We start from the raw sequence: 12,933 nt of genomic DNA on the forward strand, positions 1-12,933 counted from the left end.
AATCGTCTTGATGGGTAATCATGGTAAAACCTCAGCTTTTTTAAAGCGTTCAATGTTGTAATGGCTGCGAAGAAGCCAAAGGTATCACCTCTACGACTTCTTCCTGCTCTTCCTGGAACTGCATCTGATGCAGTTTGGCATAATGACCTTCTCTGGCCAGTAGTTCGGAATGAGTGCCGCTCTCTACAATTTCGCCTTTATCCACCACAATGATACGGTCAGCATTCTCGATGGTGGAAAGTCGGTGAGCAATGACCAGCGTTGTTCGATTCTTCATGACTTCATCCAGGGCCGCCTGGATATGACGCTCGGATTCGGTATCCAGGGCCGAAGTGGCTTCATCAAGAATCAGAATGGGAGCGTCCTTCAGAATAGCCCTGGCTATGGCCAAACGCTGCCGCTGGCCACCCGAGAGCAGCACGCCATCTTCACCAACCAGCGTGTTCATGCCCTGAGCCATATTCTTGATGAATTCATTGGCATGGGCGGCTTCAGCAGCCAGGTGAATGTCAGAATCATCTTTGTCGCGCAGGTCTCCATAGGCAATGTTGCGAGCCACTGTATCATTAAACAGAGTGACATTCTGATCTACCAGAGCGATATGACTGCGAAGGTTCTTCAGGCTGTAATCATCAATGGGCGTATCATCCAGAAGAATTTGACCCTGTCCGTAGGTGTAGAAACGGGGAACCAGGTTGGCCAGTGTTGTTTTTCCCGATCCCGAGCGGCCCACCAGAGCAATAGTCTCACCCGGATTAACAGTGAAGTTAATATTGTTCAGGGCGGGTTTGTCAGTATTCTGATATGTGAAAAACAAGTTTCGAAACTCCAGCTTGCCTGCAACTGTTTCCTTTTCAAAGGTGCCGTTATCAGGTTCGGAAGGCTGGTCAGCCATTTCAAAAATGCTCTCTGCTGCGGCAATACCTTTTTGTATGTTGGCGTTTACTTCGCTCAGCTGACGAATAGGCTTTGGCAGCAGTGCCGCAGCCGTGACAAAACTCACCAGAGAAGCGGTGGTTGCATCTCCTTTTAGCCACAGCACCAGGAAGAACAGAATAGCGAGGGCTGTATTAACCAGGAATTGCAGGGTGGGCGTATGGACAGCGGAAGCCTTGACCATTTTCAGCCCCTGACGGGTATTGCGATCACTGGCATCAAAAAAGCGGCTGGTTTCATAACTCTCACCACCAAAGCCTCTGACTACCCGATAACCATTGATCGATTCCGAACTGACGTGGGTCAGATCCCCCATGGATGTCTGAATCTTCGAACTCAGCTTACGGAAACGTTTGCTGGCGGCACTGACCACCAGGGCAATGATGGGAGCAACGCCGATGAATACCAGGGTAAGCTTCCAGTTGGTCAGGATCAGATACCCGAACAGGAAAACAACGGTCAGGCCTTCCCGCACAATAACCTTGACGGCATCGGTTGCTGCCGAGGTCACCATACCCACGTTGTAGGTGATTCTGGCAATCAGGTGCCCGGAGTTGTTGTTGTCAAAGTAGTTATTGGGCAACTGAATCATTCGGTTAAACATCAGGCAGCGCAGGTCGTGCACAACCGATAAGGACACCTTGGCCAGGAAGTAGTTACCCAGAAAGGAACCAATCCCCCTGAATATGGCAATAGACAACATGACGATAGGAATCAGGGCCACCGAAGTCATGATAGAAGCGGGAAGAAAACTCCCAAGGTCTCTGTCAATAGTGGCAAAGCTGCCTTCGAGCGCTTCAACAAAATATTCCAGCAAACGGGCAAAAGCTGGCTGGCTGAGCGCAAACATGACATAGCCCAGTATACTGAGGGCAAAAAAGCCCGAGTAGGGCTTTACATAGCTGAGAAGGCGCAGGTAAATCTGCAGGCTTCCCGACTTGGCGTGTTCCGACATGGCCACTGTAATCAGTTAAAAATGAGGGGCCTATTCTGGATGAATCTGGCTGTGGGCTCAATGGATAGAGCCTCTAAAACCATGATTTTTACCGTAAAATGACGTTCTTGGTAAAGCTCTACCTTGCGTTGCCCTCCTTTACCCGGATCAAAGCGGCTTTATGAATGTTTCGTGCTAGGGTATGATTGGCCGCTTTTTTTATTGTGGAAATAATGAGTACTCAACAGACATGAGTGGTATGCAGCGATTATCTTCCACGGCTTATCAGGCCCTGATCGAAGGGGCTGAGGTGATAGAGCAGGACCATTTTGGCGACAAGGTTCTGAAACTGAAAGATAAGACTTTTCTGAAACTGTTTCGGGTTAAAAGCACTATCAGCTCGGCGTGGTTTAAGCCATATTCTGTCCGGTTCGCCAGAAATGCCTCGGAACTCGTGACCCGTGGCATTCAAACGGTTGACATTATTAGCTGCTACCGTCTTGGAAGATATAAAAAAACAGCTGTCCATTATCGGCCATTGCCGGGTCGGACCCTCAGGCAGGTTTTCCCTGCTCTGGATGAAGATGGAACCCGAGTTCTGGTCGAGCAGTTAGCCCGATATATTGCGCAGCTGCATAAACAGGGCGTCTATTTTCGCTCCCTGCACATGGGTAATATTCTCAAGTTGCCCGACGGTGCTCTTGGGCTGATAGACATTGCCGATATGCGCTTTAGCCGGAGTCCTCTGAAAGAAGCGTTAAGGCTGAGGAATTTACATCATCTGGCTCGTTATGAGCAGGATGTTCAGTATCTGATTAAGGACCAGACATTTTGTTCCACCTACGCCAGGCTGGCGGATTTGGATGTGGACAAGGTCGAAGCTGTAATGAAGCACACCTGAAAGATTTTAAGAGAGAAAGACAGTGATAGAAAAGTTACGCAATATTGCCATCATCGCACACGTTGACCATGGTAAAACCACCCTGGTTGACAAGCTGCTTCAGCAGTCCGGAACTCTGGGTCGAAAAGATCAGGGTGCCGAACGGATCATGGATTCCAATGACCAGGAGAAGGAGCGGGGCATTACCATCCTGGCCAAGAACACCGCCATCAACTGGCAGGACTACCACATTAATATTGTGGACACACCCGGACACGCCGACTTCGGTGGTGAGGTGGAACGTGTTATGTCCATGGTGGATTCGGTTCTGCTGCTGGTGGATGCGGTTGACGGTCCTATGCCTCAGACCCGCTTTGTCACCCAGAAAGCTTTTGAGCAGGGTCTGCGCCCTATCGTTGTTATCAACAAGATTGACCGTCCTGGTGCTCGTCCGGACTGGGTCATGGATGAAGTCTTTGATCTGTTTGATCGTCTCGGTGCTACCGAAGAGCAGCTGGATTTTCCGGTTATTTACGCTTCTGCACTGAATGGTATTGCCGGTGATGATCCTGAAAACATGGCACAAGATATGACGCCACTGTTTGAAATGATCGTCAATAATGTCCCTTCTCCCAAGGTGGATGTCGATGCGCCTTTCCAGATGCAGATATCTGCCCTGGACTACAGCAGCTTTCTGGGAGTTATCGGTATTGGTCGTATCACCCGTGGTGTTCTCAAGCCCTCAACTCCGATTCGCTTGATTGGTGCCGATGGCAATGAGCGCAATGCCAAGATCCTCAAGGTTATGGGGCACCTGGGTCTGGAACGTGTAGACGTGGAAGAGGCTCGTGCTGGCGATATCGTTTGTGTAACGGGTATCGACAAGCTGAACATATCAGACACCCTGTGTGATCCAAATCACGTTGAAGCGCTGCCAGCACTGACGGTGGATGAGCCAACCGTGAGCATGACCTTCCAGGTCAATGATTCTCCTTTTGCAGGTCAGGATGGCAAGTATGTGACCTCCCGTAATATCAAAGAGCGTCTGGATCGCGAACTGCTGCATAACGTAGCGCTGCGTGTTGAGCAGGGTGATGATGCTGACAAGTTCAAGGTGTCTGGTCGTGGTGAACTGCATCTGTCGGTTCTGATCGAAACCATGCGCCGTGAAGGTTTTGAGCTGGGGGTTTCCCGTCCAGAGGTTGTCATCAAGGAGATTGACGGCGTTTTGCAGGAGCCTTACGAACAGGTTGTTGTGGATGTTGAGGAAGAACATCAGGGCTCTCTGATGGAAGAGATGGGACACCGTAAGGCAGAACTGACCAACATGGTACCAGACGGCAAGGGCCGTATTCGCCTGGAGTTCATCATGCCTGCCCGTGGTCTGATCGGTTTTCGTTCCCAGTTTCTGACCATGACTTCTGGTAGCGGTATTCTGACCAATGTCTTTGATCACTACGGTGACGTGAAAGATGGCGAAGTGACTCACCGCAAGAACGGTGTTCTGGTTTCTATGGTGAATGGTAAGGTGCTGGGCTATGCGCTCTGGAACTTACAGGATCGTGGTCGTTTGTTCCTGAACCCGAACGTTGACGTTTATGAAGGTCAGATCATTGGTCTGCATAATCGTGACAATGACCTGGTGGTTAACCCGACCAAGGGTAAACAGCTGACGAACGTTCGTGCTTCCGGCTCTGACGAAAACATTCAACTGACACCGCCTATCCGACATAGCCTGGAACAGGCCCTGGAATTTATCGACGATGACGAGCTGGTGGAAGTTACACCTGACAATATCCGTCTGCGCAAGAAATTCCTGAAGGAGCATGAGCGCAAGCGCGCCAGCCGCAGTAAATAATTGAGTGGCTGTTCTGACCGGGGGCAGCGCCCCGGTCAGTATTTTGGTGAAGCAAAAACCTGGGCCCAGTATTTTCTGGATCGGCCGGAGGGATTCTCTACAAAGCTGACTCCCATCTCGGTGACATCAGGCGACATGATATTTTTACAATGCCCCGGACTGTTCATCCAGGTTTTTAACACAGCGTCCAGGTTGTGTTGGCCTACGGCAACGTTTTCGGCAAGAGCTGACCAGCGATAACCCTGTGCTTCAATTCGTTGATTGATTTCACTGCCACCTGAACCTACATGGCTCATAAAATTTTTATTGGCCATATCCGTTGCGTGTTTGAAGGCCGCTGCTTCAAGAGAGTAGTTCCAGCGCAAACGTCCGACTGCACGCATGACGGTATTGCCACAGACCTGCGGTTTAGAGCGTATAGCATTGACAGCGGTTAGCACCTGATTTGCAAAGCCCTGGGTGGGTTGGTCCAGGACCTCGTTGTACCAATGAGAATGAGTCCAGCGAGAGTCAGACCAACGTGATCTCAGGTAGCTGTCCACTTTGAAAGTGAGATATTTCCAGGCTTCACGACTTTTCTCCGGAATTGTATCAACGTAGCCAACCAGTTCCTCAGGCAGATCTTTAGAGTTTCCTATCACCCCTGTGCCATCGAGACGGGCCATCATTGGCAGGTTAGGAGCAATAACTTCTTTCCAGAAGTCTTGTGAATAAGCGTTAATGGTTTCCCATTTCTGGTAAATGACTGCAGAGGCAGCACCAAGAATACCCAGTTTGAAGGCACCTTTTGCACAGCTTGCACAAAAACGAGTCATGGCTCCTTTTCGATATTCGCTTGCGGCTTCGTTTCTGTAATGCTCGACATCTTGTTTCATTTTTTCTCTGGCGAATTTTCTTTTTCTGGCCTCTTTTATTTCGCGCTCCATCTCCTCCAGACTGGGTTGGTGGCGGACATTTCTGACGCCAAATTGGAGCGCAGAGAAAAAGTAAGGTGGTATATCACCGCTGCTACCAGCGAAGATCTCAAGTGTTCTGGCAGGTCGATTGATCATTGCATTCAGCGAGTCTTCAGCAAGAGCTGCCCCGGGTGTCTGATGGGGTTGCAGATTGAAGACAATGGGCTGCACATGACCAGGAGTGTCATTAACGCCGGGGTTCAGGAAAAGGCTTATATCTGCTGTGATTAAGGCTGAGAAAAGAGTTTCAGGCTCTTCTGACAATGAAATGATGTTTTCCTCGATTTCATAGCTGCCATCTTCAAAGCCTGAGAAGAATTGAATAGCAATCGATCCATCCGCTAACGGCGTTATTGTCAGTATTCTTTTCTTAAGAAGAATGGCCAGTTGAGTGTTCAGATGGTTGATAGGCACACCCGGTGTCGCACCTTCAGGTATGACCGTGCTGTGACTTTCAAGATAGAGATGCAGGGCAGCCGCATTAATTGACTGATCGTCCGGGTAGTTAAGGTACTCTGCCGACTGCCTGTAGAGTTGGCTAAGTTCCTGTTCACTGAGAAGGCTCATGATGGAGCGGGCCCAGCAACTTCCCTGATCTGCATTTTTGTTACACTTTTCAGGCATTTGATAATTGTGGCTTGAGAGGTGTCTGTTCAGCTCCTCAGAATTATCCACCGGGAAGGGGTCCACCACTGCAGCATGGCAAAAACCCATGGCGGTGGAGAACGCCAAAGCTATGATCAATGGATTAATGGACCTGTGAAGAAATGGCTTGTTCATCGACTACTGCTCGCTGTTTCAACGTTATACATAGGCACTCCCTGCCTTTCATATCAGCTATGAAACTTAGATAGCCAAGAGGCGTAAAAGTTCCTCAGAAGCCGTGACAATGCTTGGAAAACCTTGGTTTTTAAGAGTATTGTAGAGTGCTGGGAGCCTGTCTGATTTAAGTTTTCGGCAGTGTCCCAGTGACAAGAGGTGGATCAGATGCTCTGTTTGCTCAGCTGACTGACTTCGCTTGATTCAGTGACTTCTGAAGGAAGGAACATGCGCACGCTTTACCCGGCTATAAAGCCATACTCTGTTTTCAAACTGGCTGTAGATACCGTTCATCAACTTTATGTGGAAGAGTGCGGGAGTCCAGATGGTATTCCCGTGTTGTTTGTCCACGGCGGGCCCGGGGTGGGTACTTCAGAAAAATCGCGGCGATTCTTTGATCCCGAGAAATATAGAATCATCCTTTTTGATCAGCGAGGCTGTGGTCGGTCGCTGCCCCATGCTGAGCTGGAAGGGAATACCACCCAGAATCTGATTGCTGATATGGAGCAGATTCGAAAACATTTGGGTATTGAAAAATGGCTTCTTTTTGGCGGCTCCTGGGGCTCTACCCTGTCTCTGCTCTACGCTCAGGCTCACCCTAAAAGGGTTATGGCCATGGTGCTCAGGGGGATTTTTCTGTCCCGACAGAAGGACTTTGACTGGCTCTACACCAAGCAGGGAGCCGGCAGAGTGTTTCCGGATCACTGGAAGCACTTTGAAGAAATTATTCCGGAAAGTGAGCGAGGTAATATGCTGGAAGCTTATTACAATCGCCTGACCGGTGATGATGAGCTGGCACAGATGAATGCCGCCAAGCACTGGGCATTATGGGAAGGGAGGATCAGCACATTGAAGCCCTGTCCTGATGCTGAAGAATTTTGCAGCGAACCACATAACGCAAAAGCCATATCCCGGCTTGAAGCTCATTACTTCATGAATGACAGCTTTATTGAACCTCATCAGATTATTCGTGACATGAAATACATTGACCAGATTCCGGGCATTATTGTCCATGGTCGATACGATATGATCTGCCCTTTGGATAACGCTCAGGTGTTAGCTGATCACTGGACAGAAGCAGAGCTTCAGGTGATCAGGGAGGCAGGTCATTCGTCCTCCGAGCCAGGTATTGTCGATGCACTGGTGATTGCCACCGATAAGTTGGCGGAAAAATTCGGTTAATTTCACATGGGTTCAAGTGATTTTCTTCCCAGCCCTGGCACTAGGAGCCTGACCGAGAATAGACTGCCCTACTGCGGCGGCAGCAAATTGGTCTGAAAATCCGCTTTTGTTCGTCAAATAGCTCGCTATTCTCCTCACAAAACCGAATTTTCATCCTCAATTTTCTGCCGTCCTCGCTACGGGCGCTATTCTCGGTCAGGCTCCTAGCCTGGGCGACCTTTTATACAGACTTCTGGAGTAGGATAACCCATGCGTGGATTAATCCAGCGAGTTCAGTTTGCCAATGTAAAAGTGAACGGTGAAACCGTAGGCCAGATTGCAGAAGGTCTTTTGCTATTGCTGGGCATAGAAAAGGACGATGATCAGGCAAAAGCGGATAAGTTACTGGATAAAGTGCTCAAATACAGGGTTTTCAGTGATCAGGATGGAAAAATGAATCTGGGTTTGAAAGACACTGGAGGTGGGTTGCTGGTGGTCTCACAGTTCACGCTTGTCGCCGACACACGCAAAGGACTCCGTCCCAGCTTCAGTTCCGGGGCTTCTCCTGAACATGGTGAACAGCTGTATGATTATTTTGTCGAGCGTGCCCAAACTCTTCATCACGATGTCGCAACGGGTCGTTTTGGTGCCGACATGAAAGTCTCTTTGTTGAATGATGGGCCGGTTACTTTCAATCTCGAAGTCTGAAGTATTATTCGATGGAAAAACGCCAGAAGGGTTAATCTCCCGGCAGCCAGTCGTCATCGGTGATTTGCTCGAAAGTCCATGGGCATTGTTCGGGGAAGCTGTCTTTGTTCAGGCGACTGGCCTCAGTGCGAATGTAATGGTTCATTTGTTTGATGGCATCTTTTTTGGCATGCGGATAAACCTCGGCCAGCAGGTCATTAACTTTGGGTTGCAGGCAGGGATTTTTCTGTATGTGGCGTCCAATTCGTGTTCTTGAATTATTGATGCTTGGCATCCAGGTATGGATCACTTTATCTTTAACCCAAGGGTCTTTCAGTACCTGTTTCTGATAGTCGTATTTGAGAAGATGCACTAGCAATATGATCAAGTGGGAACCTAACTCGTCGGCAATATTGCCCATCTGTATATCTATCGCCTCCAAAAGATTAGGGACGTCAAGCTGATCAAATTGCCCCTGGGCCAGAAGTTCCCGTTGCTGGCCAAGCCATTGGGTGTAATCGGTTTCGTAAAGATTTTCCATAAAATACCTCCATTTGCCTTACCACTGTAGGCAAAAAACAGAAGGGAATCAAAATGAACTCCCAAGGTTTAGATGCCTTTGCGGAGGGGGACAAAAGAAGGAGCATTGCCAAAGACCGTTTTATCATCAAGACTCAAGAGCATCAGATCCAGCTATCTGGACTTTCTCGCTGAAAAAGGTGGAGAAATGGCTCGTAAACTGTTTTTCTGGGTTGCCGTTGGCGGAATGCTGATCACCTTGCTTCTGTCGTTTTTCTGGCCCGGGATACTTTGGCTGTTTGTTTTTCTGGTGCCTTACACTCTGGTCGGGATTTTTGATCTGACCTGCACCAATCATAACGTTTTGAAAAATTATCCTGTCATTGGCCATATGCGCTATGCGCTGGAGTTTATCAGTCCCGAGATTCATCAATACTTTATCGAGTCAAATCAGAGTGGCAAACCTTTTAATCGTGAAATCCGAAATATGGTGTATTCAAGAGCCAAGGGCGTGTCTGATACCCAACCTTTTGGCACCCAGTTTGAACTGACCGATTGCGGCTACCATCGGGCCAATCATTCCCTGACCCCCAAAGAGGTGGATGCCAGCCATGGAAGAATACTGATCGGTGAACATTCCTGCTCACAACCTTATCTGGCGTCAAGGCTGAATATTTCCGGCATGAGCTTTGGCGCCCTGAGTGCCAATGCCATTAGAGCAATGAATGCGGGCGCACGCAGGGGAGACTTTGCTCACAATACGGGAGAAGGCGGGTTAAGCCGACACCATCTGGCAGAAGGAGGGGATCTGGTCTGGCAGATCGGCACAGGTTACTTTGGTTGTCGTACACAAGAAGGTGGCTTCGACGAAAAAGGTTTTGCTGAAAAAGTAAAGCATGAAGCCGTGAAGATGGTTGAGGTCAAATTATCCCAGGGAGCCAAACCGTCCCATGGTGGCGTGCTACCCGCCGTTAAAGTCTCAAAAGAAATTGCTGAAGCCAGAGGTGTTCCTGAGGGAGAGGCCGTCATTTCTCCTCCCGCGCATTCGGCTTTTTCAACGCCTAAAGAGCTGATTTTATTTATTGATCATCTCAGGGGTATTGCCAGTAAGCCAGTAGGCTTTAAGCTCTGTCTGGGCAACAAAGTGGAGTTTATGGGGATCTGTAAAGCCATGCTGGAAACCGGTTTGGCACCGGATTTTATTACGGTTGATGGCGCAGAGGGAGGCACAGGTGCAGCCCCGGTGGAGTATACTGATCGGCTGGGAATGCCGTTGAATGAAGCCCTGGTCTTTGTGAACAACTGCCTGACGGGTGCAGGTCTGAGAGAGAAAGTAAAGATCATTGCCAGCGGCAAGGTAGCCTCGGGTTTTGATATGGTGACAAAGATTGCTTTGGGTGCTGACCTGTGTAACTCAGCCAGAGCCATGATGTTTGCTGTGGGATGTATTCAGGCATTGAAGTGCAACACCAATCAATGCCCGACCGGAGTGACCACTCAGGACCCGGTCAGAGGCAGTGCCGTCAACATCGCTGAAAAACAGATCCGGGTAGCAAATTATCACCATGTGACGGTGGCCAGTTTTCTCGATATTGTTGGAGCAATGGGGCTGGAAAGCCCGGAACAGTTGAATGCGAGGCATATCTTCCGACGTCTCGCCGATCAGACAGAAGCTTCTTACGCAACCATATACCCGGTTCTGGAAACAGGATGCCTGTTGAATCGCGATGATATGGTTGGCTACAGCAACCACTGGGCCCAGGCTTCGGCTGATGAGTTTTTCCCCGGGCTGATTGCCTGAAATAGAAAGCGCCGACATTAAAGTCGGCATTTTCCGGGTTAAACAGGATTACATCTGTTCAACGGTTTCAATGCCCAGCAGGTCAAGGCCTTTCTTGAGGATATGGGCAGTCAGGGCACAGAATTGCAGGCGGCTGCTTTTAACGGGTTCGCTGACGCCTTCTTTGTTAACCGGGCAGTTTTCATAGAAGCTCATGAATGCACCAGACAAGTCGTAGAGGTAGCCGCAAAGTACGTGAGGCGTTCCTTCACGGGCAGCCTGCTCAATGGTTTCGCTGAATTGGTTGAGCTTCAGAGCCAGGTCTCTCTCGGAAGGCTCTTCAACCAGGATGTTACCGGTGAGGTCGGTTTCAGAAACTCCGGCCCTGCGGAAGATGCTTTTAATACGGGTATAGGCGTAGAGCAGGTAAGGCGCAGTGTTGCCTTCGAAGGCCAGCATGGTGTCCCAGTCGAAAACGTAGTCGCTGGTGCGGTTTTTGGACAGGTCAGCGTATTTTACCGAGCCCATGGCAACGGCTTTGATAACCTTGAACTTTTGTTCTTCGTTGAGATCAGAGGCTTTGCTGGCAATCAGTCTGGCTGCACGCTCTTCAGCTTCGTCCAGCAGATCTACCAGTTTGATGGTAGTACCGGCACGGGTTTTGAACGGTTTGCCATCCTTGCCCAGCATCATACCGAATGCATGATGTTCTGTGCGGGTATCTTCATTGACAAAGCCGGCCTTGCGGGCAATGGTGAAGATCTGGTCAAAGTGTTGTCCCTGACGAGCATCAACATAGTAAAGAACACGGTCGGCGTTCAAGGCGTGAGTCCGGTGCCGCAGGGCCGCCAGATCGGTTGTAGAATAGAGAAAGCCGCCGCCAGACTTTTCAACGATGACACCCATCGGGTTGCCGTCTTTGTTCTTGAATTCATCCAGAAAGACCACTTTTGCCCCCTGGTCTTCACTCAACAGGCCTCTGCTGTCCAGTGCATTGATAATGGCAGGCAGGCTGTCATTGTAGGCGCTCTCACCCATAACATCGGATGGCGTCAGGGAAACATTCAATCGCTCGTAGACTTCCTGGTTGTGAGACAGAGTGATATCAACCAGTTTTTTCCAGAGTTTCAGGCAGTGCTCATCGCCAGATTGTAATTCGACAACATATTCACGGGCTTTTGTGGCGAACACTTCGTCATCGTCAAAACGTTTTTTAGCCGCCTTGTAGAAGGCTTCCAGATTTGAAAGCTCCATAGCCTGAGCTTCCTGACTGTCTTGCTCCAGTTCTTCGAGGTGAGCAATCAGCATACCGAACTGAGTCCCCCAGTCTCCCAGGTGGTTCTGGCGAATGACCTTGTGGCCCAGAAATTCCAGGGTTCGAGCGGTGGCATCACCAATGATGGTGGAGCGAATGTGGCCAATGTGCATTTCTTTAGCAACATTAGGCGCGGAGTAATCGACAATCACAGTTTCCGGGCTGTCGACAGAGGCTACACCGGAACGATCGTCTTTTACTGCTTCCTTCAGTCTGGCAGCGAGCCATTCTGGCTTGAGATAGATATTAATGAAGCCGGGTCCGGCAATTTCCGTTTTTTCAGCAATGCCTTCCAGATCCAGGTTTTCTTCTACTTTTTGGGCCAGATCTCGAGGTTTGAGTCCCATTTTCTTGGCTGCTGCCATCACCGCATTGCACTGATAGTCACCAAAGTTGGCCCGTGCGCTCTGACGAACCATCGGAGGGGTGTCTTCTGGGGCTCCGGCGGCGATCAGTGCTTTGATGACTCTGTCTTCAAGCAGTTTAAGAATATTCATGGAAAAAATTCCTTGGTCTGAAACTTGTGTGCGATGATTTTTTTCTCTCTTGGCTGCTCATCGGGAAAAATATTTTGCACTGTCTGCGTCTCATTGTTGATGGTTTTTCAAAATATTTTTCTATCGCTTGGGCGTCTCTAATAGAGCGCCTGTTGACCTTTCCGGTCAGCGGCAGCCTTGTTCTGCAAAAAAGCAGGATGTCGAAAGTGATGGTGACTGAAAAGCAACCTTTCAGCCTTGGCATCGTCGCAATGTGAATGTCAGGCAGCCCGGAAAGTTGCCGCAACAGAGGGCAATATCAGATGCTGACTGAAGCCTTTCAGGACTTGCCGCCTGAGAGGCAGATGAAGTGGCTGATGAGAGTGATTTCATAGCGGGAAATAATAGCGAATAAAACGGCTTTGAGACAATAGCAGTCTTCTTCAATCATGAGAAATGTTGCCACTGTCGAGAAATGTGAAGTCGGGTATCACCATGGTCAGCTGGTTGATTTGTCTACCCCGGCTGCTGCAGAGGCTGATAAACCGGATTTATCGCCATCAATGGGAAAATAAAATAACTGTCTTTTTTCCAAAAAGCGACTAAACATAA

At 49.3% G+C, this 12,933-nt stretch carries 11 protein-coding genes; 7 read left to right on the forward strand and 4 right to left on the reverse strand.

Annotated elements, in window-relative coordinates; translation table 11 throughout:
- Positions 1 to 49: 49 nt before the first annotated feature.
- Positions 50 to 1,891, reverse strand: a complete 1,842-nt coding sequence (gene msbA / locus ACO6VG_RS13105) for a lipid A export permease/ATP-binding protein MsbA (protein WP_422132693.1) — start codon at positions 1,889 to 1,891, stop codon at positions 50 to 52.
- A 229-nt stretch (positions 1,892 to 2,120) separates the two neighbouring features.
- Here msbA and ACO6VG_RS13110 point away from each other — a divergent pair, with 229 nt between their 5' ends.
- Together ACO6VG_RS13110 and typA are read left to right on the forward strand one after the other, a co-directional pair.
- On the forward strand, positions 2,121 to 2,771 hold the full coding sequence (locus tag ACO6VG_RS13110; RefSeq protein ID WP_422474273.1) for a hypothetical protein: 651 nt from the start codon (positions 2,121 to 2,123) through the stop codon (positions 2,769 to 2,771).
- A gap of 22 nt (positions 2,772 to 2,793) precedes the next feature.
- The gene (gene typA / locus ACO6VG_RS13115; protein ID WP_422132695.1) at positions 2,794 to 4,608 is read left to right on the forward strand and encodes a translational GTPase TypA; all 1,815 of its coding nucleotides are present in this window, start codon (positions 2,794 to 2,796) and stop codon (positions 4,606 to 4,608) included.
- A gap of 35 nt (positions 4,609 to 4,643) precedes the next feature.
- Here the strand turns inward: typA and ACO6VG_RS13120 are convergent, their stop codons facing one another.
- Positions 4,644 to 6,344 carry a CAP domain-containing protein gene (locus tag ACO6VG_RS13120; protein WP_422474275.1) on the reverse strand — a complete coding sequence of 567 codons (1,701 nt, stop codon included), beginning with the start codon at positions 6,342 to 6,344 and terminating at the stop codon, positions 4,644 to 4,646.
- A 267-nt stretch (positions 6,345 to 6,611) separates the two neighbouring features.
- Between ACO6VG_RS13120 and pip the strand changes: the two genes are divergently transcribed.
- A complete protein-coding gene (gene pip / locus ACO6VG_RS13125; RefSeq protein WP_422137317.1) occupies positions 6,612 to 7,565 on the forward strand; it encodes a prolyl aminopeptidase in 954 nt (317 codons plus the stop codon).
- Between the two features lie 249 nt (positions 7,566 to 7,814).
- Entirely contained in the window at positions 7,815 to 8,252 is a 438-nt protein-coding gene (gene dtd / locus ACO6VG_RS13130; RefSeq protein ID WP_422132698.1) for a D-aminoacyl-tRNA deacylase, read from the forward strand.
- Positions 8,253 to 8,283: 31 nt separating this feature from the next.
- Here dtd and ACO6VG_RS13135 read toward each other — a convergent pair whose 3' ends face one another.
- Positions 8,284 to 8,772, reverse strand: a complete 489-nt coding sequence (locus ACO6VG_RS13135) for a DUF29 domain-containing protein (RefSeq protein ID WP_422474277.1) — start codon at positions 8,770 to 8,772, stop codon at positions 8,284 to 8,286.
- Between the two features lie 186 nt (positions 8,773 to 8,958).
- Here ACO6VG_RS13135 and ACO6VG_RS13140 point away from each other — a divergent pair, with 186 nt between their 5' ends.
- Complete coding sequence (locus ACO6VG_RS13140) at positions 8,959 to 10,551, forward strand: FMN-binding glutamate synthase family protein (protein ID WP_422132700.1); 1,593 nt, start codon at positions 8,959 to 8,961, stop codon at positions 10,549 to 10,551.
- 48 nt (positions 10,552 to 10,599) lie between these two features.
- On the opposite strand, the gene argS is transcribed toward ACO6VG_RS13140, so the two are convergent.
- Positions 10,600 to 12,342 (reverse strand): arginine--tRNA ligase, encoded by a 1,743-nt coding sequence (gene argS / locus ACO6VG_RS13145; protein WP_422474279.1) that lies wholly within the window; start codon positions 12,340 to 12,342, stop codon positions 10,600 to 10,602.
- A gap of 26 nt (positions 12,343 to 12,368) precedes the next feature.
- Between argS and ACO6VG_RS13150 the strand changes: the two genes are divergently transcribed.
- Positions 12,369 to 12,599, forward strand: a complete 231-nt coding sequence (locus tag ACO6VG_RS13150; RefSeq protein WP_422132702.1) for a hypothetical protein — start codon at positions 12,369 to 12,371, stop codon at positions 12,597 to 12,599.
- 171 nt (positions 12,600 to 12,770) lie between these two features.
- Positions 12,771 to 12,896: a hypothetical protein gene (locus ACO6VG_RS13155; protein ID WP_422137320.1), complete on the forward strand. Its 126-nt coding sequence runs from the start codon at positions 12,771 to 12,773 to the stop codon at positions 12,894 to 12,896.
- The last annotated feature ends 37 nt before the right edge of the window (positions 12,897 to 12,933 follow it).

The sequence above is a fragment of the Endozoicomonas sp. ALB032 genome, from assembly GCF_049310125.1.
GTDB lineage: Bacteria > Pseudomonadota > Gammaproteobacteria > Pseudomonadales > Endozoicomonadaceae > Endozoicomonas_A.

What these genes read in the sequence shown, in the direction of transcription:
- msbA (WP_422132693.1), bottom strand. Translation starts at nt 1,891, where the DNA reads ATGTCGGAACACGCCAAGTCGGGAAGCCTGCAGATTTACCTGCGCCTT.
- ACO6VG_RS13110 (WP_422474273.1), top strand. Translation starts at nt 2,121, where the DNA reads ATGAGTGGTATGCAGCGATTATCTTCCACGGCTTATCAGGCCCTGATC.
- ACO6VG_RS13120 (WP_422474275.1), bottom strand. Translation starts at nt 6,344, where the DNA reads ATGAACAAGCCATTTCTTCACAGGTCCATTAATCCATTGATCATAGCT.
- pip (WP_422137317.1), top strand. Translation starts at nt 6,612, where the DNA reads ATGCGCACGCTTTACCCGGCTATAAAGCCATACTCTGTTTTCAAACTG.
- dtd (WP_422132698.1), top strand. Translation starts at nt 7,815, where the DNA reads ATGCGTGGATTAATCCAGCGAGTTCAGTTTGCCAATGTAAAAGTGAAC.
- ACO6VG_RS13135 (WP_422474277.1), bottom strand. Translation starts at nt 8,772, where the DNA reads ATGGAAAATCTTTACGAAACCGATTACACCCAATGGCTTGGCCAGCAA.
- ACO6VG_RS13140 (WP_422132700.1), top strand. Translation starts at nt 8,959, where the DNA reads ATGGCTCGTAAACTGTTTTTCTGGGTTGCCGTTGGCGGAATGCTGATC.
- argS (WP_422474279.1), bottom strand. Translation starts at nt 12,342, where the DNA reads ATGAATATTCTTAAACTGCTTGAAGACAGAGTCATCAAAGCACTGATC.
- ACO6VG_RS13155 (WP_422137320.1), top strand. Translation starts at nt 12,771, where the DNA reads ATGAGAAATGTTGCCACTGTCGAGAAATGTGAAGTCGGGTATCACCAT.